The sequence below is a fragment of the Pseudomonas sp. BBP2017 genome (assembly GCF_003024385.1).
Lineage (GTDB): Bacteria > Pseudomonadota > Gammaproteobacteria > Pseudomonadales > Pseudomonadaceae > Aquipseudomonas.
The window spans coordinates 502,507-522,451 of sequence record NZ_PVZN01000002.1 but is presented as its reverse complement, the minus strand read 5'-3'; the positions used below and the strand labels follow the sequence as shown (position 1 = coordinate 522,451).

23 protein-coding genes are annotated in these 19,945 nt (G+C 59.6%); 14 read left to right on the top strand and 9 right to left on the bottom strand.

Translation table 11 applies throughout. The features are described 5' to 3' along the window. Nucleotides 1-67: 67 nt before the first annotated feature. Both C6382_RS23850 and C6382_RS05230 read right to left on the bottom strand, forming a co-directional pair. The gene (locus C6382_RS23850) at nt 68-259 is read right to left on the bottom strand and encodes a hypothetical protein (RefSeq protein WP_146146890.1); all 192 of its coding nucleotides are present in this window, start codon (nt 257-259) and stop codon (nt 68-70) included. After that, nucleotides 256-483 carry a hypothetical protein gene (locus tag C6382_RS05230; RefSeq protein ID WP_107023520.1) on the bottom strand — a complete coding sequence of 76 codons (228 nt, stop codon included), beginning with the start codon at nt 481-483 and terminating at the stop codon, nt 256-258. The genes C6382_RS23850 and C6382_RS05230 overlap by 4 nt, the downstream gene beginning before the upstream one ends. Nucleotides 484-867: 384 nt before the next feature. On the opposite strand from C6382_RS05230, the gene C6382_RS05225 reads away from it, so the two are divergent. Genes C6382_RS05225 through C6382_RS05205 form a run of 5 tightly spaced genes read left to right on the top strand, consistent with a single transcriptional unit; the run spans nt 868 to nt 6,130 of the window. Further along, nucleotides 868-2,013 (top strand): AI-2E family transporter, encoded by a 1,146-nt coding sequence (locus C6382_RS05225; protein WP_107023466.1) that lies wholly within the window; start codon nt 868-870, stop codon nt 2,011-2,013. Nucleotides 2,014-2,027: 14 nt separating this feature from the next. Beyond that, a complete protein-coding gene (locus C6382_RS05220; RefSeq protein ID WP_107023465.1) occupies nt 2,028-3,536 on the top strand; it encodes an efflux transporter outer membrane subunit in 1,509 nt (502 codons plus the stop codon). A gap of 17 nt (nt 3,537-3,553) precedes the next feature. After that, the gene (locus C6382_RS05215; RefSeq protein WP_107023464.1) at nt 3,554-4,651 is read left to right on the top strand and encodes an HlyD family secretion protein; all 1,098 of its coding nucleotides are present in this window, start codon (nt 3,554-3,556) and stop codon (nt 4,649-4,651) included. Beyond that, entirely contained in the window at nt 4,641-5,693 is a 1,053-nt protein-coding gene (locus tag C6382_RS05210; protein WP_107023463.1) for a DUF2955 domain-containing protein, read from the top strand. The genes C6382_RS05215 and C6382_RS05210 overlap by 11 nt, the downstream gene beginning before the upstream one ends. Beyond that, on the top strand, nt 5,687-6,130 hold the full coding sequence (locus tag C6382_RS05205; protein ID WP_107023462.1) for a potassium channel family protein: 444 nt from the start codon (nt 5,687-5,689) through the stop codon (nt 6,128-6,130). Before C6382_RS05210 ends, C6382_RS05205 begins: the two co-directional genes overlap by 7 nt. 100 nt (nt 6,131-6,230) lie before the next feature. On the opposite strand, the gene C6382_RS05200 is transcribed toward C6382_RS05205, so the two are convergent. From C6382_RS05200 to C6382_RS05185, 4 genes are all read right to left on the bottom strand, one after another. Next, the gene (locus C6382_RS05200) at nt 6,231-6,650 is read right to left on the bottom strand and encodes a DUF6691 family protein (RefSeq protein ID WP_107023461.1); all 420 of its coding nucleotides are present in this window, start codon (nt 6,648-6,650) and stop codon (nt 6,231-6,233) included. A gap of 2 nt (nt 6,651-6,652) precedes the next feature. Beyond that, nucleotides 6,653-7,087 carry a YeeE/YedE family protein gene (locus C6382_RS05195; protein WP_107023460.1) on the bottom strand — a complete coding sequence of 145 codons (435 nt, stop codon included), beginning with the start codon at nt 7,085-7,087 and terminating at the stop codon, nt 6,653-6,655. Beyond that, a complete protein-coding gene (locus C6382_RS05190; protein ID WP_107023459.1) occupies nt 7,084-7,413 on the bottom strand; it encodes a metalloregulator ArsR/SmtB family transcription factor in 330 nt (109 codons plus the stop codon). Before C6382_RS05190 ends, C6382_RS05195 begins: the two co-directional genes overlap by 4 nt. A 196-nt stretch (nt 7,414-7,609) precedes the next feature. Beyond that, nucleotides 7,610-8,251, bottom strand: a complete 642-nt coding sequence (locus tag C6382_RS05185; protein ID WP_107023458.1) for a dTMP kinase — start codon at nt 8,249-8,251, stop codon at nt 7,610-7,612. A gap of 229 nt (nt 8,252-8,480) precedes the next feature. On the opposite strand from C6382_RS05185, the gene C6382_RS05180 reads away from it, so the two are divergent. Continuing rightward, nucleotides 8,481-9,512, top strand: a complete 1,032-nt coding sequence (locus C6382_RS05180; RefSeq protein ID WP_107023457.1) for a hypothetical protein — start codon at nt 8,481-8,483, stop codon at nt 9,510-9,512. Here the strand turns inward: C6382_RS05180 and C6382_RS05175 are convergent. After that, a complete protein-coding gene (locus C6382_RS05175) occupies nt 9,439-10,608 on the bottom strand; it encodes a M50 family metallopeptidase (protein ID WP_146146889.1) in 1,170 nt (389 codons plus the stop codon). The genes C6382_RS05180 and C6382_RS05175 overlap by 74 nt on opposite strands. Before the next feature lie 81 nt (nt 10,609-10,689). Then, a complete protein-coding gene (locus C6382_RS05170; protein ID WP_107023455.1) occupies nt 10,690-12,144 on the bottom strand; it encodes a TrkH family potassium uptake protein in 1,455 nt (484 codons plus the stop codon). Nucleotides 12,145-12,334: 190 nt separating this feature from the next. On the opposite strand from C6382_RS05170, the gene C6382_RS05165 reads away from it, so the two are divergent. The 8 genes from C6382_RS05165 to C6382_RS05130 all read left to right on the top strand — a co-directional run bounded on the left by C6382_RS05165 (nt 12,335) and on the right by C6382_RS05130 (nt 19,299). Then, nucleotides 12,335-13,012 (top strand): thermostable hemolysin, encoded by a 678-nt coding sequence (locus tag C6382_RS05165; protein WP_107023454.1) that lies wholly within the window; start codon nt 12,335-12,337, stop codon nt 13,010-13,012. Then, complete coding sequence (locus C6382_RS05160; RefSeq protein ID WP_107023453.1) at nt 13,002-14,483, top strand: AMP-binding protein; 1,482 nt, start codon at nt 13,002-13,004, stop codon at nt 14,481-14,483. Before C6382_RS05165 ends, C6382_RS05160 begins: the two co-directional genes overlap by 11 nt. Beyond that, nucleotides 14,480-15,154 (top strand): TenA family transcriptional regulator, encoded by a 675-nt coding sequence (locus tag C6382_RS05155; RefSeq protein ID WP_107023452.1) that lies wholly within the window; start codon nt 14,480-14,482, stop codon nt 15,152-15,154. Before C6382_RS05160 ends, C6382_RS05155 begins: the two co-directional genes overlap by 4 nt. Next, nucleotides 15,141-15,950 carry an SDR family oxidoreductase gene (locus tag C6382_RS05150; protein WP_107023451.1) on the top strand — a complete coding sequence of 270 codons (810 nt, stop codon included), beginning with the start codon at nt 15,141-15,143 and terminating at the stop codon, nt 15,948-15,950. Before C6382_RS05155 ends, C6382_RS05150 begins: the two co-directional genes overlap by 14 nt. Then, nucleotides 15,947-16,591, top strand: coding sequence for a tetratricopeptide repeat protein (locus C6382_RS05145; RefSeq protein WP_107023450.1), 645 nt, complete (start codon nt 15,947-15,949; stop codon nt 16,589-16,591). Before C6382_RS05150 ends, C6382_RS05145 begins: the two co-directional genes overlap by 4 nt. An 11-nt stretch (nt 16,592-16,602) precedes the next feature. Continuing rightward, nucleotides 16,603-17,265, top strand: coding sequence for a response regulator (locus tag C6382_RS05140; RefSeq protein WP_107023449.1), 663 nt, complete (start codon nt 16,603-16,605; stop codon nt 17,263-17,265). Further along, nucleotides 17,262-18,629: an ATP-binding protein gene (locus tag C6382_RS05135; RefSeq protein WP_107023448.1), complete on the top strand. Its 1,368-nt coding sequence runs from the start codon at nt 17,262-17,264 to the stop codon at nt 18,627-18,629. The genes C6382_RS05140 and C6382_RS05135 overlap by 4 nt, the downstream gene beginning before the upstream one ends. Before the next feature lie 97 nt (nt 18,630-18,726). Continuing rightward, nucleotides 18,727-19,299 (top strand): GNAT family N-acetyltransferase, encoded by a 573-nt coding sequence (locus C6382_RS05130; protein ID WP_107023447.1) that lies wholly within the window; start codon nt 18,727-18,729, stop codon nt 19,297-19,299. On the opposite strand, the gene C6382_RS05125 is transcribed toward C6382_RS05130, so the two are convergent. Continuing rightward, complete coding sequence (locus C6382_RS05125; protein WP_107023446.1) at nt 19,288-19,941, bottom strand: hypothetical protein; 654 nt, start codon at nt 19,939-19,941, stop codon at nt 19,288-19,290. The two genes, C6382_RS05130 and C6382_RS05125, sit on opposite strands and share 12 nt — an antisense overlap. Nucleotides 19,942-19,945 lie beyond the last annotated feature (4 nt).

The window sequence follows — 19,945 nt, the reverse complement described above, 5'->3', positions numbered from 1 at the left end:
CAACACGAAACGGGCGGCCTGCGAAGGCCGCCGTTTGATTCAGTCATTCTTCAGCTGGCACTGCGGCTCATTCATCCGTGGCCATGCCCAGGCACTTGCGCATCTGGGGAGTGATGCTTTGCCGGATTTTTCCATAGGCTTGCCTGGGATCTTCGCCTAACTCGGCCAACCGTTCGAACACGGTATGAGTGTTCCACTGATTGGCGCCCTTGATTTCCCCTGCTTCTTCTCGATAGATCGGCACCGATAAGGTCGTCAATCAATCCGCCCGATGTTGATCGACAAGTCACCACCCAGGCCCTCCACCCGCTCCAGCACTCGTTGCGGCGTCTGCCTGGAGAACTGCACCACGTACCCCATGCCGCTGCCGTCCTCTTCGATCGACGCCACCCAACGTTCTACTTCGTCGGCATTCAGGCCCAGGGCATTGCCCACCAAGCGATTGCGGCGTTCGGTAGGGCTTTCATCCAGCGGAATTTCCATGGCGGTCTCCCAATTTACGCAAAGAGTACAAATGTACTCTCCCGAATTTTTGCCACAAAACCAATGTGCTTGCGACCTTGCCCAGTGCCCGATGTTCTTTGATGCATGGGGCGATGGTGCTGTGGGCATTGACGTACACCGAACCTGCCTGCAAGCAATACTGCGATGGACGTAGGCGCGGGTACCGGCATCGCAAACCTGATCAGAATTGAAGACCACTCCGTTGGCAATGGCCCGCGTCGCAATCGCCATTTGCTGGCGCAATGGTCAAAATACACCGATTTTTCATAACTTCGTTGCGTCAGCTTGGAACTCCCGGCAGATCAGCGTCTATGCTGCCTAAGCGTACCCCGATCCTGGTGACGAACCTCGAGGAGCTAGACAATGTTACGCACGAACATTTCTGCAAGGGCGCTGTCCGGTGGGTTGCTCGATGTTTTGATTCGCGCCGGACTGATCACGGTACTGGTGCTGTTCTGCTTCCAGATCTTTCATCCCTTCCTCAATCTGATGCTCTGGGCAGTGATCCTGGCCATTACCATGTACCCGCTGCACAACATGCTCAAGGGCAAGCTGGGTAACAAGGACGGTCGCACCGCTACCCTGATCGTAGTAGTCGCCCTGGCCTTGCTGATGGTACCGATTTACCTGCTGGGCACTTCGATCAGTGATTCGATCCAAGGCACCCTGGCCTTGCTCAAGTCCGACAGCCTGGAAATTCCGCAGCCGGACGAAAAAATCGCCACCCTGCCGCTCATTGGCAAACCGCTCTACACCTACTGGATGCAGTCGGCGACCGACATGAGCAGCGTGCTGATGAAGTTGATGCCCTACATCAAGACGGTCGGCTTGACCTTACTGGGCAAGATGGCCGGTGTTGGCGTGGGCTTTCTGTTGTTCATTGGTGCCCTGATCATTGCCGGTGTGCTCATGGCCTACGGCGAAAACGGCGAACGCAGCGCCATTGCCATCGCCACCCGCCTTTCCGGCCCCGAGCGCGGCCCGCGCATTACCGAACTGAGCACCGCGACCATCCGCGCAGTTGCCCAGGGTGTGGTGGGTATCGCCTTTATCCAGATGCTGCTGGTCGGGGTCGGCTTCGTGCTCATGGGGGTGCCCGGTGCCGGGCTGCTGGCCATGGTCGCGTTGTTGATGGGAATCATGCAGTTGCCGGTGATTCTCGTGAGTTTGCCGGTAATCGCCTATGTCTTTGCCACTGAAGGCACCACGCTTGCCACCATCGTGTTCGGCATCTACAGCCTGATTGCCGGCATGGCCGACAACATCCTCAAGCCATTGATGCTGGGCCGCGGCGTCGATGTGCCTATGCCGGTGATCCTGATTGGCGCCTTGGGCGGTATGGTCAGCGGCGGTTTCATCGGCCTGTTCATCGGGCCAGTGGCACTGGCGGTCGCCTATCAACTGTTCTGGCAATGGGTCGAGGACCAACCGCAGATCGACGTACTGGATGAACAACCGCGCGATGAGCAACCGCGACTTGATGCAACGAACGAGCATCCACCGGTCTGAGGAGAGTGCGCTTGATGTCGTGTCCTGCTCGCATGAGCCGGCTGCTGCTGTGTGGCGCTCTGGGCCTGGGCGGCTGTGTGCGCCTGGGCCCGGACTTCCAGTCACCGACCCAGGCCTGGGTCGAGCACTGGAACACTCCGGCCCTGGAGCTTGCCAGCCAGCAACGTACGCAACCCGATAGCCGGCAGTGGTGGCAAGTATTTACCGACCCGGTGCTCGACCATCTGATCGCCGAGGCCGATGCCCACAACGCCGACCTGGAAATCGCCGGCCTGCGGGTGATGGAAGCCCGCGCACAATTGGGCATCGCGTTAAGTAGTCGCTACCCGCAATTCCAACAGGTCAGCGCCGACAGCTTCTACCTCAAGCGTCGCCAATGGGGCGGTGACAATCCGCAGGACAGTCATCTGTGGCAACACAGCGCGGGTTTCGACATCGGCTGGGAACTGGATTTCTGGGGCCGATTCAGCCGCGCCATCGAGTCGGCCGATGCGTCCTGGTTCGCCGCCCAGAGCAACTATGAAAACGTTCTGGTGCTGCTTCACGCTCAGGTGGCGCAAACCTACTACGCTCTGCGTACCGCCGAGGCGCGCCTGCTCATCGCCAAGAACAACGCCAAACTGCAGAAGCGCAGCTATGAGATCACCGAGCGCCTGTTCTCCAGCGGTGATAATGCCGAGCTCGATCTGCAACAGGCCAAGACCCAGTACCTGGGAACCCTGAGCACCATCCCCGATTTCGAGGCGCAGGTCGCAAGCACACGCAATGCTTTGTCCACCTTGATAGGTCGCCCGCCCGGCGCGATACCGGAACTCCATACCAACACCGGTGTGGTGCCCTTGGTCGACCGTGCCGTGCTGCAGGGTGTACCGGTCGACCTGCTGTTGCGCCGCCCGGATGTCCGTACCGCAGAAGCGCAAGTCGCGGCCCAGTCGGCGCTGATCGGTGTCGCCGAGGCCGACCTCTACCCCTCCATCAGCCTGTTGGGCAGCATCGTCTGGTCCGCGAGCTCCCTCGACGGCACGTCCAACACCCTCGACCTGATCGGCGGGCCGAGCTTGCGCTGGGACGTGTTCGACCATGGCCGAATCACCAACAACGTGCGCATCCAGGATGCCCGCCTGCAGCAATTGATAGTCGTCTACCAGGACAGCGTTCGCCAGGCGGCGCGTGAGGCCGACGATGCGGCGACCGGTCTGGTCAAGGCCCTGGAACGCGAGCGTATCCTCAGCGAAGCATCGATTGCAGCCGAGCGCTCGGTGTCTCTGGCCAATACCCAGTACCGTGAAGGCTATTCGGATTTCCAGCGGGTACTCGATGCCCAGGCTTCCCTGTTCGCCCAGCAGGATACCTACCTGGTCAATCGCAACACGGCCGTCAACAGCCTGATCGCTCTGTACAAGGCCCTCGGCGGCGGTTGGTACAGTAACCGTCCGCTGATCGATCCCGCCACCCGCCAACAGATGCAGCAACGCACCGACTGGGGCAACCTGCTCGATGAAGCGAAGGAAGGTGTCAATTGAGTGACCGCCAACAAGAGATGGAAGAAACCGCGCCGTCGCCTGCGGCCGACCCGGCAAAAAAAGCGGTGAATTGGGTTGCCGTGCTGATCCTCCTGAGCCTGGGCTGGTACCTGCTGGCCGACCGTTATACCCCCTACACGCAACAGGCACGGGTGCAGACGTTTGTCGTTCCGGTGGCGGCGGAGGTCGCAGGCAGGGTCACCAAAGTCAACGTGCGCAACAACCAAGACGTCAAGGCCGGTGAGGTGCTGTTTGAAGTGAACCCGCAGCAGTACCAGATTGCTGTCGACCGCGCTCGTGCCGACCTGCAGACCACCCGCAAGCAGATCGGCGCCAACACCGCAGGCATCGACTCCAAGCTGGCGTCCCTGAAAGCGGCCCAGGCCAACGAAGTCATGTCCCGCCAGGACCTCCAACGCCTTGAACGCCTGTACAAGGAAGACCCCGGGACCATCTCCCTGCGTCGGCTGGAAGTTTCCCGCTCCACCCTCGATGCGGCCGTCGCCCACGTCGCCGCAGCGCGGGCAGAAGTAGAACGCGCCCGCGAAACCCAAGGTGGCAGCGACGAGAACAATGCCCAGTTGCTAAGCGCGATCGCCAATCTCGACAAGGCCGAACTGGACCTGGCCAACAGCATCGTTCGTGCCCGCTCGGCCGGCCTGATCACCGACCTGCGCACCGATGTCGGCCAGTTCGCCGCAGCCGGTGCGCCATTGATGACCTTGATCGCCATCCACGATGTGTGGGTCACGGCCGACATGACGGAGAACAACCTGGGCAAGGTCAGGCCCGGGACCCCGGTCCGCATCGTGCTGGATACCCTGCCCGGCACGATACTCGAAGGCCATGTGCGTAGTATCGGCTACGGCGTCAGTACCGGCCAGAGCACGCCAGCCGGGACCTTGCCCACGGTGCAGAACAGCCGTGACTGGCTGCGCCCGGCCCAGCGCTTTCCAGTGATCATCGAGCTTGCGCCCGGCCAGCTGACCGACATCAGTGGCATCCGTGTCGGTGGCCAGGCCGAGGTCATGGCGTTCCCCAGCGATGGCAACCCGCTGAACCTGCTCGGCCGGTTGTTCCTGCGGGTGATGAGCTGGATGTCGTATGCCTACTGAGCAACAAGTCCGTGCCAGGCGAGCGCTGCGCCTGGCCACTGGCACGGCGCTGTGTCTGGCCGCGAGCTTCGGCCTGGCCCTGCCGATCCCCTTCCTCGCACCGATGCTGGCGCTGACGATGCTGGCGGCGATGAATCGACCGCTGCCGTTCAAGGCCAGCCTGGGCCTGGCCGTGGTGCTGATGGTCACCACCGGCAGCGGCTTGCTGCTGATACCGCTGTTGCACTACTACGCGGCAACCGGCGTGATGCTGGTCGGCCTGTGCCTGTTTCTGGTCTTCCGCTATGGCATGAGTGGCGGCAACTCGCTGGTCGCCACCTTCATGGTGGTTGGCTTGACGATGATCAGCGCCGCCGGCGCTACCGAATTCGACCTGGCGCTGCAGGTGATCGTATCGCTGGTCAAGGGCTTGCTCCTGGCCGTCACGGCGGTGTCGATCAGCCACTGGCTGTTGCCTGACCCGATCGGCACCAAGCCACCCGCCCCTGCACCTGCCCTGTCGACCGATGAAATCAGCTGGCTGGCATTGCGCGCAGCGCTGGTGGTGATGCCCGCCTTCCTGTTGGCGCTGATCGATCCGGCCAGCTACATGCCGATCATCATGAAGTCGGTCAACCTCGGCCAGCAAAGCACCGCCACCAGTGCGCGCACTGCCGGGCGGGAACTGCTCGGCTCGACCCTGCTTGGCGGCCTGATGGCGATTCTCTTCTGGTTCGCCCTGGGCCTGTTCGTCAACCTGTGGATGTTCTTCCTGTGGATGCTGCTGTTCGGGCTGGTGCTGGCCCGAAAGCTCTACGGGTTGAGCCCTGGCAACTACAAGCCGGGCTTCTGGCTCAACAGCCTGACGACCATGATCATTCTGCTTGGCCAGTCGGTGCAGGACAGCGCCGCCGGTAAGGATGTCTACACCGCCTTCGCCATCCGCATGGGGCTGTTCATTCTGGTCACCCTGTATGCCTGTGCGATGGTTTATCTGCTCGATAAGCGCCGGCAACGTCGAAATACTTCCAACCCAACCGCTGAAGAGGGTCACCCATGCTGATCAATTTTCTGGTAGGCCTACCGGTGATCGTGCTCTGTGTAATGTTGCAGGCGTTATTCTTAGCCCTGTGTGCGCGTCGCTATGTGTCGCTGCGACGCAAGATGAAATCGAGCCCTTCCTGGGGCGATGACGTGCGCTTGCTGTCGATGGTCATGGTGGTGATGCTCATCGGCAACTATGTGCAAATGGCCCTGTGGGCCCTGCTGTTCCTGCTGCTGGGTGAATTCGAGGACTTCATCACCGCGCTGTACTTTTCCGGCGTGACCTTCGCCACCCTGGGCTATGGCGATGTAGTCCTGAGCCAGCAATGGCGCCTGCTCAGTCCCCTGGAGGCGGCCAATGGCATTCTCATGTTCGGCGTTTCCACCGCAATCATGACCGCTGCAGTAATGGACATCATCAAACATCACGCGTCTGGCGAGCATGAAAACCGATAACGGCAAGCGTTCAACACGTAGTTTGCAACCTGGCAATCATTGCTCCAGTACAGGATCCGCCCCGCGCTCAAGGCTGAGAGACGATGGCGCTCTTTCATCTTTAACGAGCACGCAAGCTTTCCAGCAGGCTGAAGAGTGCCATTCCCGTCAACATCGCAAGTACGAAAACCAGTATTTGCCAGTGGCCGCTTAACACCAGGGCGAGTGCGGGCCCCGGGCAGATGCCGGCGATGCCCCAACCGACGCCAAATACCAGGCTGCCCCCCACCAACCGCCGATCCAGTGCCCGCACCCCAGGCATTTGCATCGGCAAACCAATGATTGAGCGTGTTTGCTTGCTGCTCCACTGCATGGGCAACAGAGCCACCCCGATAGCACCTACCATTACCAGCCCGAGCGATGGATCCCAGCGCCCAGCCAGATCCAGGAAGCCGAGTACCTTGGTTGGGTTAACCATGCCCGCCAATAGCAAGCCAAGGCCGAACACTAAGCCGCAGATAAAAGCCATTGCCCATCGCATGTTCATACTCCTGCCAGGTGACGGCTAACGAACACAACTGCAAATCCCGCGCACATAAAGCACAGTGTTGCGACAAGCGAACGAGGCGACAGCCGCGCCAGTCCACAGACACCGTGCCCGCTGGTGCAACCTGCGGCGTAGCGTGTTCCCAGGCCAACCAGCAGACCGGCGACAAGCAACCCTACCCAATCTGTCTGAAACTGTACGACCGGCCGCCCCGCAAACAACCACCACACGAGGGGCGCTACCATCACGCCCAAGAGAAACAGCGATTTCTCCCCTCTGCCCTCTGCCTTCTTTTGCAGCAAACTGCCCAGCAGTCCGCTAATGCCGGCAATACGACCATTCACGAGTGCAAACAGGCTCACGGCAAGCCCGATCAGCGCGCCGCCGAGTAAGGCTGACCAAGGGGTGAAACTGGCCCAGTCGATAGTCATTTCCGCTCCTTCGCACAGAACAGCTGATACAAGGTTTTGATGACCGCCAGGGCTGCTGGACTATCGATGCGATAGAAGATCTGTTTGCCCTCACGCCTTGTGGCCACCAGGCCTTCGCGCCTCAAAACCCCTAATTGCTGGGACAGGGTTGGCTGCTGAATGCCGAGCAAAAGCTCCAGTTCACTGACACTGCGCTCCCCTTCAGACAACTGGCATAGCAACAGCAACCGCTCTGGATTTCCCAGGGTTTTAAGCAACTGCCCTGCTGCTTCGGCGTTGCCGCGCAACTGCTGAACATCCATCGCCAGTCCTTCTATCACCTTCATTTCGGCCACATGATATGCCTAAAAATATTATATAGGATTATATTATATGTGTTTACAGATAAAATGGAAGCCCCAACCCCGGTCAGGTTCCGGGGAAATGCCTCGAAGACGTTGGTGCGATTCACTTGGATTTTTTAGCACAGGGGACATCGGGCGTGAGAAAATCAGCGTCCACCCGATGTGAGCCGATGGCAGTTTACTTCGTGGGTTTAATCCAACTTCCGGGGCATCGAAGGGCTCTATAGATCTCAGAAATCACCTGCATCGTTGCGTCTTCGATCGTTCCTTCATTACGGCATGAAACCCAGCCGTGCTCTGCAATCGCTTGCTCGAACGCCTGGGTACTAGCGATATGTTCTTCCAGCTTATGCATCACCGTACTGCTCAGCCCACGCGTTCGTGCCGCTGCCCTCGCCCATGAAATTTCAGGGGCGGTGACAACCCCGACATGCAGGTCTGGCACGCGCACGTCTCGATCAACGTTCAACTGTAGAATCTCTGCAAACGGGACTATCCGGCGAAACGCGGCATCGGACGGGTACCAGCGATCGATCAGGATGATGCTGCCTGGTGGCTGTTTAGCCAGCACGTGCCGGGAAATCCAGGTACGGCTATCAGCAAAGCGCTCACAAATCCCCAGTTCCAGATCCCGGCTGGGATTTCTGACCAGTTTGTTGACGAGGGCCATTGTTTCAGCCCTATAGGGATCGCTTTTTTTCTCGCAAAGTCGGATCACTTTTTTGTTATCTGCCCTCAGTACTTTCGTAACGGCCTCCAACAGTGTGGTCTTGCCGGTTCCCTTGGGCCCATCTAGTGAAACAAACAGCGGACGATTCATTCTTCACATAACGATTGATATACGGTTTTTTTTGCCCGGTTCGTTCGCTGCAACCGCTTGGCGCGACGTCTCGGATCGAGTGGAGGGTCCTTATGAACAGACACTGATGAACACTCTAACCTAGTTTCTGGAAGATTTTCCCAATCACCCCTGCCCAGCCGGTCGATACCGAAGGAATTGCTCATCGGCTATGATGATTGCCCGTCAGACAGCTGGAAGTCCGATTCTCATGCTCAAGCCCTTGGCCGTCCTGGCCCTCGCCTGTGCTTCTGGCTACGCCAACGCCGCGCCCACCGACCTCGTCGGCGTCTGGAAAGGCACCCTCGGCAAGACCCCGATCACCGCCTGTTTTAACGCCGCCCCCGACAGCAACGGCAGCTACTACTACCAGCGCTTCCTCACGCCGATCCAGCTAACCCAGGAGAAGGCCGGCGACCCCTGGACCGAAGACGGCAAGACGGGGTTCTGGAAACTGGATGCCCTCCAGGGCGATACGCTGACCGGCACCTGGAGCAAGGCCGCAGGTGGCACGCCGTTGCCCTTGGCGCTGACGCGGTCAAGTGCCGAAGGCTGTGGTGGCGACGCTTATAACGCGCCAATGGAGGCAGCACCGCTGCCCGTCAAGGTAGAGAAGGAAACCTTCGGCGAGCACGCCTATCAAGTCAGGACCCAAGGCGCCCAGGTCACCTTCAAGCTGGAGGGGGACAGCCCGGCTATCCACAAGATCAATCAACAACTGGCACGCCTCGCCGTAAGCCCCGAGGGCCAGAAAGCGTTCTTCAGCGAGCGACGTGAATACCTGGGCCGCGACGGCTCCGCCTACACCAGTGAGATCAGCGTTGCCCCCACGTACTGGTCGTCTCAGTGGATCACCGTCAGGTTTTACCGCTGGACCGCAGGCTTTGGTCGCAGCGGCATCAGTTGGGGCTTGCACACCTGGAACCTGCAGACCGGTGAAAGCGTCGATCCCTGGACCTGGGTCGGTACGCGTTTTGAGTGGTACAGCCCCTTCGCCGGGCATGTCAACCTGCCGAGACAATTCGCTACCTGGTTCCAGGCCCAGGCCACGGCGGACAGCGACTGCCCCGGCGTGGCGAGCTACGAGTCCTACGACCTGAGTTTCGACACCCAGGGCATGCGCCTGGCCAACCAGCCCACCGGCGATGGCTGTGACGTAGACGTGAGCTTCAGTTGGAAACAGCTTGAGCCGCTGCTCTCGGCACAGGGCCGGGCAGCGCTGCCGAGCTTGCAGGTGCCGTGAGCAACGCCTGGATGTAACCGGCCAGCCGTTCTTCCCGCGGGCTCTGGGAGCGATCCTGACTGTTACGGGCCAGGCGCACAGCCTGTTCCACATAGTGCGTCATGTCGCTGGCATCCCCTGCAAGAGCAGCACGCAGCGCCAGGCAACGTGGCCGCAAGCTTGGGGTGTACCAGTCGGTTTCTTCGTTGAACAAATAGTCATGCAGCTCGCGGGCATCGCGCTCAAGCATGGCCCGGGAGAAGGTCAGCTCCGCACGCAGAATCGACAGCAGTACCGCGCATTGTTTCAGCACAAGCGGGGGCGACACCAACATTGCCTCTAGTTCATTCCCAAGCGTTACGGCACGCGCCCAATCCGCCCGATTTTGCCAGGCATACAAGCGATAGCCCAGCGCACTCAACGCCGCCGGCATAGGCTGGGCACTCAGGTGTACAAGATCGGCGCCGGGCAAATCCTCGGCCTGCGCACCCGCAACTACCAGGGCCATCAGCCGCACATTGGCCAGTGCCGGCCCCTGTTCATCGGGCTTGAAGAGCCAGGCCAGAACTCCCGCCCCATCACTGACCCGACCCGGCGCAACCGTGGGCACCAAATTGGCCAGCCCGGTGGTCAGATTGCACACCCCTAGCGCCAGCACCAGCGCGGCGAACTCGCCGCCAAGCAGCGCAGAAAGCGCCAGGCACAGACCCGCGACCAACAGGTTGAGCAACGGTCCCATCAGCGTGAAAACCAGCATTGCCCGCCGCAATGGCTGGTGCGGGGCATGCGCCGCCATGACATAGCCGCCCAGTGGCTGGCCTTTGGCGCGGCGCGACCAGCGGGCCTTCCAGCCACGCCGCAGCGGTTGAACCTCCAAGGCCAGCACCCGCACCGACAGCACCGTCATGCCACACCTTTTGGCGCCCAGATAATGCCCGCCTTCGTGCACGCAGAGGCTGACCACCCCGAGGATGAAGGCCATGAACATGGCTGAAAACGGCTGCAAGCCGACATCGATACTTTCGCCCAGAATCAGCGCCGGCAGGAAAAACCCTGCGGCGCCGATGACCAGTTGCAGCAGTACCAACAGCCGATGTATCCCTCTGAACAGCATCATCTAGTCCTTAATGAACGGCCTGTGCTGGCGTGCCTGGCAAAGCGCTCCGCCAAGCCGGACGCTTGTCGATGTTCGACTGAACTAGTACCTCCAGAAAACCGGCGTAACAAGCACCAGCACGGTCAGGATTTCCAATCGTCCGAGTAGCATGCCAACGGTCAGTAGCCATTTTGCAGCATCAGGTAAAGTTGAAAAGTTACCGGCAGGTCCAATGATTGAGCCCAACCCCGGACCAACGTTACATACCGCAGTGGCGGCTCCGCTCAACGCCGTCGTCCAATCCAGGCCGATCAACGCCAACCCCAAGGCTATCGCCGCGATGGTGATGCTGAAGAAAAACGAGAAGGTCAGCATTGAGCGCACAATCTCCTCGTCAATAGGGTGCCCGTTGTACTTTTTCTGGATCACCGCGCGGGGATGAATCAACTGCTTCAGACTACTCACAAGCAAAGCGATGGCGACCTGGAAGCGAAAAATTTTAAGCCCCCCTGCCGTCGAACCAGAGCATCCCCCGACAAAGGTCAGATAGAAAAACAACAACGCGGCAAAACTGCCCCATAGTGTGTAGTCACCTACGGCAATCCCGGTGGTCGTAACCACAGACGTCACGTTGACCGCCACGATCCGAAAAGCATCCCACCAACTGTAATCGCTGTTAAGCGATAGCCAGGTCCCTACAGCGAACCAGGTGACCACCAGAAACCCGATAAATCCACGTACCTGGTGATCGCTCAGTAGCGCACGCCGGTGGCCACGCACTGTTGCAACGTACAAGGTAAAAGGCAGGCTACCCATAATCATGACGGCCACGGCCACCCAATGAATGGCCGGCTGAGTCCAGTGCCCGAGTGAGGCGTCAGAGGTTGAGAATCCGCCCGTGGAAATCAACGACATTGCGTGGTTGACGGCTTCAAACGGCGTCATCCCGGCGACCCACAGTGCCAGGGTTCCGATCGCGGTAAGTCCCAAATAGAAAAACAGTATGTACTTGGCTGCCACATGGGAACGCGGCGTTACTTTCTCCGACCAGTCTGAGGACTCTGTCTGGAACAGTTTCATCCCGCCCACTCGTAACAGCGGGAGGATGGCCACCGCCATACCGATAAATCCAATGCCGCCCAACCAGTGAAGCATAGAGCGCCAGATCAACAACCCCGGAGATGCTGCATCCAGACCGGTCAAGACGGTTGAACCGGTGGTGGTAATGCCGGACATCGTTTCAAAGAAGGCATCGGTATAACTGATATGGCTGATCAGCACCATCGGCAATGCGGCGAAGGAACACACCGCCACCCAACTGCACGTCGTCAGCAGGTACATATCCCTTGGACGAAGTTGAGCCGCTTGCGGGCGCCCTCGCGCGATCAGCAGCAGCCCGCTCACGAAAGTAATCAAGCTCGACCAGAGAAATGCGGAAAGATCATCGCTACGCTCGTAGACCACCAGCGTGATCATGGGAATAGCCATGCTCACAGCCAGCGTGATCAGAAAAATGCCCAGTATGAAGCCGATAAGGCGCATTGCTGCGAGAGACATAACCGTAGCCTGTGAAATAAGCGCTGCGCAGTATCAGGGGTTCGCCTCCTGATGCACATAAATTTTACGTAAAATTTCTATTAAGGCTATCAGAGTCAGGCAGCAACCTCGCCGTGCGCTCCACCTTCAGACTGCGTTAAGAAATACCCCGGATACTCCTCCTCACTTTATACAGGGAGGCGATCTGCCCATGCCCAACTTCGACTGGAACATCCCCCTGCCCCTGCGCTTTGGCCAGAGTGAAATGTCTCAGATGACACTGGCAAGCGCCACACCAGGTGACGCCCAGCGATCGATTTTCGAAGCGTTCATCGCGCAACGCTTTCGCAAGGCCCATGGCGCCGAGATCCGTCATTTCATGCCGCAGTTGTTTGGCATGTCCAACGCCGGCGGCGAACTCTGTGCGGTCGCCGGGGTGCGCCTGGCGCATGACGAAACGCTGTTTCTGGAACGTTATCTGGACGAGCCCATCGATCCGTTGATCAGCGCCACGGCTCAATGCCAGGTGAATCGCGCCAACATCGTCGAGGTCGGCAATCTCGCCGCCAGTGACACAGGCAGTGCGCGGCTGAGCATCATTGCCATCACCTATCTGCTGGCCATGGGCGGCCTGGAATGGGTGGCGTTCACCGGCAATGTCGGGTTGGTCAACAGCTTTCACCGGCTCGGACTCAAGCCGGTAACACTGTGCGAAGCCGATCCAGCCCGGCTGGGTGACGAACGTGACAGCTGGGGTAGTTACTACCAGAGCAAACCCTGGGTGCACGTTGGCAACATTCGTGCGGGCTTCATTCACTTGCGCAACGTCGGCCTGTTCACCCGGCTGGGCCTGCCGTTTTCCCTGGAGGGCGCCAGCCATGTCGCCTGAGCTACACGAATTCCAGCGGACCCTGCGTCGTCATGGTGAGCGCAATCCACACACGATCGCGCTCTGGGATGACCAGGTAAAACTCGATTACGCAATGTTGTACAGCGAAGTACTCAAGCGCCAGCAACGCCTGCATGATGAGCACGTGCAGGTCATCGCCCTTGCGCTGGAAAACAGCGCCGAAGCAATCCTCTGGGATCTTGCCGCGCTATTCGAAGGCCTGGTGTGCGTCACCCTGCCCCCTTTCTTCAGCCCGGCACAACGTGCTCACTGCCTGGAGCAAAGCCAGGCGCAAAGGGTCATTGCGCAACCGCAGCTCGATGCTGAGCTGCTTGCCATTGGCTATGAAAAAAGTGGCGAGTTCTGGTGTCGCACATTCACCGGACCCAGCCGGATGCCGGTCGGCACGGCGAAACTGACCTTCACTTCCGGGACGACCGGCACGCCCAAGGGCGTGTGCCTTGGCGCCGAGAGCCTTTTGCGCGTGGCACAGGAGCTGGATCAAGCCAGCAAGCCCGTCGCCCCTGTGCATCACCTGGCGCTGTTGCCGTTGGCGATCCTGCTGGAGAACCTCGGATGCTACGCGGCACTGTATGCTGGCGCCGCACTGAGCGTGCCAAGCCAGAAAACCCTCGGTATTGATGGGGCCAGCGGTGTCAATACGCAGCGTCTGCTCCAGTGCCTTGCCAGTCGCGCCCCACAGAGCCTGATCCTGGTACCACAGTTGCTGCAGGTATTGGTCGGCGCTGCCGAACAGCACGCCTTCGCCCCCCAATCGTTGCGTTTTGCTGCCGTAGGTGGCGCGCGTGTATCGGAGGACTTGCTGCATCGCGCCCAGCGCGTCGGTCTGCCAGTCTACGAAGGTTACGGTTTGTCCGAATGCGCCTCGGTGGTGTGCCTCAATCGGCCTGGCGCACAACGCCTGGGCAGCGTAGGCAAGCCCCTGCCCCACGTCCAGGTAAGGTTGGCCGAGGATGGCGAAGTGCTGATCAAGGGTTCGGCCCTGCTCGGCTATCTGGGTGAGGCCGCCTTTACCGACCCGTGGTGGCCCAGCGGCGACCTCGGAGAGCTCGACCCGGAAGGCTTCCTCTTCCTCAAAGGCCGCAAGAAACATCAGTTTGTCACCAGTTTCGGGCGCAACGTCAATCCTGAGTGGGTGGAGGCTGAGCTCACCCAACGGCGCCACATCGCCCAGGCCTTCGTGTACGGCGAATCGCTGCCACACAACCACGCGCTGCTGTGGCCCTATCGCTCGGACTGCTCCGACGCCGAACTGGCCGATGCCGTGGCACAAGCCAACGACGCATTGCCCGACTATGCCCGCGTACATCACTGGACACGCCTGCCCCACCCCTTTACCGCAGCCAATGGCCTGCTCACTGCCAATGGCCGCCCCCGCCGCGACGCCATTGTTGCGATGTATCACGCACAACTGACCGGATCCAGCGTATCCGAGGAGCCTGCAACATGAGTTTTTTCGATACCCTTCAAGACGCCACGCAGCAGCAACGCCAGGAACTGTTCAATGTGCCGATCATTGTCGATGCGCTGGCAGGCAAGGTCAGCCTTGAAAGCTACCGGGCATTTCTTGCACAAGCCTATTACCACGTTCGTCACACAGTGCCCCTGATGATGGCCTGCGGCGCGCGTTTGCCCAGCCGCCTCGAATGGCTGAGAAAAGCAGTGTGTGAGTACATCGACGAAGAGTATGGCCACGAACAATGGGTGCTAAACGATATAGCCGCTTGCGGCGGTAATCACGATGCGGTGCGCGACGGCCAGCCCTCATTGCCCATTGAGTTGATGGTGAGCTTTTTGTACGACCTGATTGCCCGAGGCAACCCGGTAGGGCTGTTCGGCATGGTCAACGTGCTCGAAGGCACCAGCATTGCCTTGGCCACGCACGCGGCCGGTAGTATCCGCCAGCGCCTGGCGCTGCCGGAAAGCGCCTTCAGCTATTTAAGTTCGCACGGTTCACTGGACATCGAGCATATGCAGACCTACCGCAAGCTGATGAACCAGCTGCAGGACCCAGCAGACCAGGCTGCGGTTATCCATGCCTCGAAAGTGGTGTACCGGCTCTACACCGATATGTTTCGAGGCTTGCCTCAAGACGCGGAGGTTCAGCATGCAGCTGCATGATGCCCGCGTGGTATTGACCGGTGCCAGTGGCGGCATCGGTCAGGCCATCGCCGGCAGCCTGTGCGCCGCCGGTGCCCGGGTGCTGGCGGTGTCGCGGCATCAAAACGCCCTGATGCCGTTGCTTGAGCGCTATCCACAGCACCTGTGCTGGGTGGCCGCCGACCTGACCGACCCCACTGATCGGCGCAAGGTACTGGCCGCCGCCCAAGCCATTGGCGGTATCAACCTGCTGATCAATGCTGCCGGGGTCAACCACTTCGCCATGCTTGACCAACTGGATGACCATGACATCGACGCAATGCTGAGTGTGAACGTCAGCGCCCCGATCTGCCTGACCAAACTGTTGCTGCCATTGCTTAAACAGGCCGATAGCGCCATGGTGGTCAACGTCGGATCAACCTATGGTTCGATCGGTTACCCTGGATACGCCAGCTACTGCGCCAGCAAGTTTGCGCTTCGCGGCTTTTCCGAGGCCCTGCGCCGCGAACTTGCCGACACCCGGGTCGGCGTCCTTTACGTTGCTCCCCGCGCCACCCGTACCTCAATGAACAGCCCGGCCGCCCAGGCGCTCAACGATGCACTCAAGGCCAGCGTCGATGATCCCCAGGCGGTGGCAGCGGCGGTGACCCACGCCATTGCCGGTGACCTTAGCACGCTCTATCTGGGCTGGCCGGAGCGCTTTTTCGTGCGTCTGAACAGCTTGCTCCCCAATCTGGTGGATCGCAGCCTGCGCAAGCAATTGCCGCTGATCCGTCGCCTGAGCACCAAAACCGACAACGAGCATCTCAAACCATGAAGAACTTTATCGCCTGTTTACTGCTCGGCGTGTTGAGCCAAAGCGTCTGGGCGCTCGACAACGCAGATCAGCAACGTCTCAATGACATCCAGCAAAGCTGGGCACACATCCAGTACGAATTACCGGAACCGCAGCGCGTGGCGGCTTTCGAACAGTTGGCGACAAAAGCATCTTCGTTCACCCATGATCGTCCGGCGCTGGCCGAGGCCTGGATCTGGTCGGGGATTGTCACCAGCAGCTGGGCCGGTGCCCAGGGTGGGCTTGGCGCCCTTGGCAAGGTCAAGGATGCCAAGGGCGATCTGGAAAAAGCCCTGACCCTCGACCCCACTGCCTTGCAAGGCTCAGCCTATACCAGCCTTGCTGCACTCTATGACAGAGTACCCGGCTGGCCGATCGGTTTCGGCGATGCCGACAAGGCCGAGCAACTGCTGCAGAAAGCATTGCAGCTCAATCCTGACGGCATCGATAGCCTATATTTCTGGGGTGACCACCTGTACCGTCAAAAGCGCTACGATCAAGCCAGAGCCGCGCTGCAAAAGGCACTGCAAGCGGCTCCACGCCAAGGCCGCGAAAGCGCTGATGCCGGGCGGCGCAAAGAGATTTCCGCACTGCTGGCGGACGTCAACAAAAAACTCGACTGACAGGAGCCTGCGTGCGTTTATTACTGATCGAGGATGACATCGCCCTCGGCGAGGGCATTCATCAGGCATTAGGCCGTGAGGGCTACACTGTCGACTGGCTCAAGGACGGCAGTAGTGCCCTGCACGCCATGCTCAGCGAGACGTTTGACCTTGCCGTGCTCGACCTTGGGTTGCCACGCATGGACGGGCTCGAAGTGCTGCGGCGTCTGCGCGCCAGTGGCTCCAAGCTGCCGGTGCTGATCCTCACGGCTCGCGATGCCACCGAAGACCGTATCGCCGGGCTGGATGCCGGTGCCGATGATTACTTGATCAAGCCGTTCGACCTGGCCGAACTTAAAGCGCGCCTGCGCGCCTTGCTACGACGTAGCGCCGGGCGCGCGCAGATGGTGATCGAACATGCCGGGATCAGCTTGAACCCCGGTACGCAACAAGTCAGCTATCAGGGCCTGCCAGTGGCATTGACGCCCAAGGAATACCAATTGCTGCATGAACTGTTGTCACCTCCCGGGCGCGTGATGACCCGCGATCATCTGACGCAATTGTTGTATGGCTGGAACGAGGAAGCTGAGAGCAACACGCTTGAGGTGCACATCCATCACCTGCGCAAAAAGTTCTCAACCGACCTGATCCGTACCGTTCGCGGCGTGGGGTATCTGGTGGAGGAGCGCCGATGACGTCAATCCGGCGCCGGACTCTCACTCTGATCATTGGCTTGATGTTCCTGGGATTCGCGGTGATCAGCGTGCTCAACCTTCACGACAGCAATCACGAAATCACTGAAGTCTACGACGCTCAGCTCGCGCAGAACGCCCGGTTGCTGCAGGGCGTCATGCGTATGCCACTGGCCAGCAAGGAATATGCAGAGCTCTATAAAGCGTTCAATGCAGCATTGGCCCAGGCGGTACCAAAGCTCGACGGACACCCTTATGAAAGCAAAATCGCGTTCCAGGTGTGGAACCGCGAAGGTGAGATCCTGGTGCATACTGCCAGCGCACCCTCACTTTCCGCAGCCCCTGACCAACCCGGCTTCAGCGATGTAGTGGATGTGAACAATCACCATTGGCGCGCTTTCGTACTGGAAGACAAACAAAACGGTATGCGCATCTGGGTGGGCGAACGCGACGATGTCCGGGCCGATCTGGTCGAACGTATCGTGCGCCACACCTTGTGGCCCAACGTGTTGGGCAGCTTGATCCTCGCAGCGATGATCTGGCTTGCCATTGGATGGGGGCTCAAGCCGTTGGCGAACATGGCCGCCACCCTTCGCGCCCGCCACAGCGGATCACTGGAACCGTTGCAACTGACACCGCTGCCGAGCGAACTGGAGCCGATGCAGGCTGCACTCAACCGCATGCTCGCACACATTCAGGAAGTGCTCGGCCGCGAGCGGCGCTTCATTGCTGATGCGGCACACGAAATGCGCACGCCCCTTGCGGTGCTGAAGGTCCATGCTCAAAACTTGATGGAAGCGCAAACCGAAGAAAGTCGACGCGAATCACTGGAGCATTTGATAGCGGGTGTCGATCGTACCGGCCGATTGGTCAATCAACTGCTGACCATGGCGCGTATCGAACCGCAATCCGCGATGCCTGCACCATCGACCACTGATCTTGCAGCCATCGTTCGTGACAGCCTGGCGCAATTGACACCCTGGGTACTGAGCAAAGGGCTGGATCTGCTGTTCGATGTCAACGATGGTGTTTATCCGGTCAGGGTCGATCCGACGGTTGTCAACATTGCATTGAACAATCTGGTGACCAACGCGGCCAATTTTTCTCCGCGCCAAGGGCAGATCACGGTACGTCTTGGCAAACATACAGATCACTACGCGCTGTCTGTGGAGGACGAAGGCCCGGGAATCGAAGAGTCTGAGCGGGAGCGACTGCTGGAGCGTTTCTACAGCCGCGGAAACGATCAGGGAGCAGGTTTGGGGCTGGCGATCGTAAAGCGCATTGCTGACCGTCTGGGGGGCCAGATAACGCTTGAAAATCGTCCCCAGGGCGGGATGCGTGCAACGTTGATCCTCCCCTGCCCGTAGATGCCTTGCGTTTGACCTGCATCAAACAGGGGCGGCTGGACAGGTGTAAATAAGTAAGGGTGCTTTATGAACCTCCCCCCCCTTCGGAGTAAATCCCATGGCACCTGTTCAATCCACTGCACAATCACCTTCCACCCCTGCCTTTGCTCCTCAAGTAGGCGAACATTGGATCGAGCCGCTTAAGGATGGCGGGCACGTTCTCATCAGGCCATTGCGTGCCGAGGATCGCGAGCGCGAAAAAGCCTTCATCATGCGCCTTTCGCCCGAGTCTCGGCACTTTCGCTTCCTGTGCCAGATCAAGGAGCCTGGAGAGGCCATGCTTGATCAACTGATGACCATCGATCAGCGTCAACATATGGCGTATGTCGCATTGGCCCACGTCAATGGTGAACTGCAGGAGGTGGGGATCAGCCGCTATGCCGCGTGCGCCCAACCCGGTGAATGTGAATGTGCGGTGACCGTTGATGATCAGTGGCAACATCGCGGCCTGGGCTCGCTGCTGCTTGGCCACCTGATCGACAAGGCGCGGTCCAACGGCTACACAACGATGTATTCAATCGACTCCGCCGCCAATACGGCGATGCACGAATTGGCTCGCGACCTGGGCTTTTCGACCTCCCGTGACCCCGACGACAGCTGCCAGGTCATCCATCGCCTTTCATTGACTTGACGAGGCTTGCGGGGTGGGCAACTGCCCCGCTGGAATCACACGGTTCAGACATTGCTGCTCGTCCTCTTCGGTAATGCCCTGAAAATCAGTGACATCAAGGACCGAGGTGTTGAACAGCGCGAGCCGCAATACGCCATTTCTGTCTAAAAAAAGTTGAGACAGGCACGCGCAGAGGGGCGAAGCGATAGGGATCGATCGTTCTCCCTCGCCCGGCAACCCAAGTTTGTCACTGAGGTTGACTTCACAGGCCGCAACGATGGTGCGCACTGAGCGGGCGGCAAAATACAATGTGGTCGGGTAACCCACCCCTACTGCTATCAACAAACACAACGCAATGTTCGACTCCTTCGCCCAGGTTGAAAGACGCTCCATCGTCTGCCGCCACCCTTTAGCACCAGGGCTGAAGATCGCTTTGCCCACCAGCAGGGTGTAACGGTGTTGCACAACGACGCCTATGGCCAGGCTGATCGCAACAAACCCCAGCAGGATCCACGGTTTGGCTGTAACCAGCGCTGCAACGCCCTCGAACCCGGTTGCGATAGACGCCAACAGCACAAAACTGACCACGGCGGCGACGATGCCGAAGCTGCCTCGTGGCCTTTTCAGCCAGGCAGTGAGTTTCTCTTTACTGGTCGCGTTCATGGCC

Bases quoted from the DNA above. Each gene is read 5' to 3' on its own strand.
- C6382_RS05230 (WP_107023520.1), bottom strand. From the start codon at position 483: ATGGAAATTCCGCTGGATGAAAGCCCTACCGAACGCCGCAATCGCTTG.
- C6382_RS05225 (WP_107023466.1), top strand. From the start codon at position 868: ATGTTACGCACGAACATTTCTGCAAGGGCGCTGTCCGGTGGGTTGCTC.
- C6382_RS05220 (WP_107023465.1), top strand. From the start codon at position 2,028: ATGTCGTGTCCTGCTCGCATGAGCCGGCTGCTGCTGTGTGGCGCTCTG.
- C6382_RS05215 (WP_107023464.1), top strand. From the start codon at position 3,554: ATGGAAGAAACCGCGCCGTCGCCTGCGGCCGACCCGGCAAAAAAAGCG.
- C6382_RS05210 (WP_107023463.1), top strand. From the start codon at position 4,641: ATGCCTACTGAGCAACAAGTCCGTGCCAGGCGAGCGCTGCGCCTGGCC.
- C6382_RS05205 (WP_107023462.1), top strand. From the start codon at position 5,687: ATGCTGATCAATTTTCTGGTAGGCCTACCGGTGATCGTGCTCTGTGTA.
- C6382_RS05200 (WP_107023461.1), bottom strand. From the start codon at position 6,650: ATGCGATGGGCAATGGCTTTTATCTGCGGCTTAGTGTTCGGCCTTGGC.
- C6382_RS05195 (WP_107023460.1), bottom strand. From the start codon at position 7,087: ATGACTATCGACTGGGCCAGTTTCACCCCTTGGTCAGCCTTACTCGGC.
- C6382_RS05190 (WP_107023459.1), bottom strand. From the start codon at position 7,413: ATGAAGGTGATAGAAGGACTGGCGATGGATGTTCAGCAGTTGCGCGGC.
- C6382_RS05185 (WP_107023458.1), bottom strand. From the start codon at position 8,251: ATGAATCGTCCGCTGTTTGTTTCACTAGATGGGCCCAAGGGAACCGGC.
- C6382_RS05180 (WP_107023457.1), top strand. From the start codon at position 8,481: ATGCTCAAGCCCTTGGCCGTCCTGGCCCTCGCCTGTGCTTCTGGCTAC.
- C6382_RS05175 (WP_146146889.1), bottom strand. From the start codon at position 10,608: ATGATGCTGTTCAGAGGGATACATCGGCTGTTGGTACTGCTGCAACTG.
- C6382_RS05170 (WP_107023455.1), bottom strand. From the start codon at position 12,144: ATGTCTCTCGCAGCAATGCGCCTTATCGGCTTCATACTGGGCATTTTT.
- C6382_RS05165 (WP_107023454.1), top strand. From the start codon at position 12,335: ATGCCCAACTTCGACTGGAACATCCCCCTGCCCCTGCGCTTTGGCCAG.
- C6382_RS05160 (WP_107023453.1), top strand. From the start codon at position 13,002: ATGTCGCCTGAGCTACACGAATTCCAGCGGACCCTGCGTCGTCATGGT.
- C6382_RS05155 (WP_107023452.1), top strand. From the start codon at position 14,480: ATGAGTTTTTTCGATACCCTTCAAGACGCCACGCAGCAGCAACGCCAG.
- C6382_RS05150 (WP_107023451.1), top strand. From the start codon at position 15,141: ATGCAGCTGCATGATGCCCGCGTGGTATTGACCGGTGCCAGTGGCGGC.
- C6382_RS05145 (WP_107023450.1), top strand. From the start codon at position 15,947: ATGAAGAACTTTATCGCCTGTTTACTGCTCGGCGTGTTGAGCCAAAGC.
- C6382_RS05135 (WP_107023448.1), top strand. From the start codon at position 17,262: ATGACGTCAATCCGGCGCCGGACTCTCACTCTGATCATTGGCTTGATG.
- C6382_RS05130 (WP_107023447.1), top strand. From the start codon at position 18,727: ATGGCACCTGTTCAATCCACTGCACAATCACCTTCCACCCCTGCCTTT.
- C6382_RS05125 (WP_107023446.1), bottom strand. From the start codon at position 19,941: ATGAACGCGACCAGTAAAGAGAAACTCACTGCCTGGCTGAAAAGGCCA.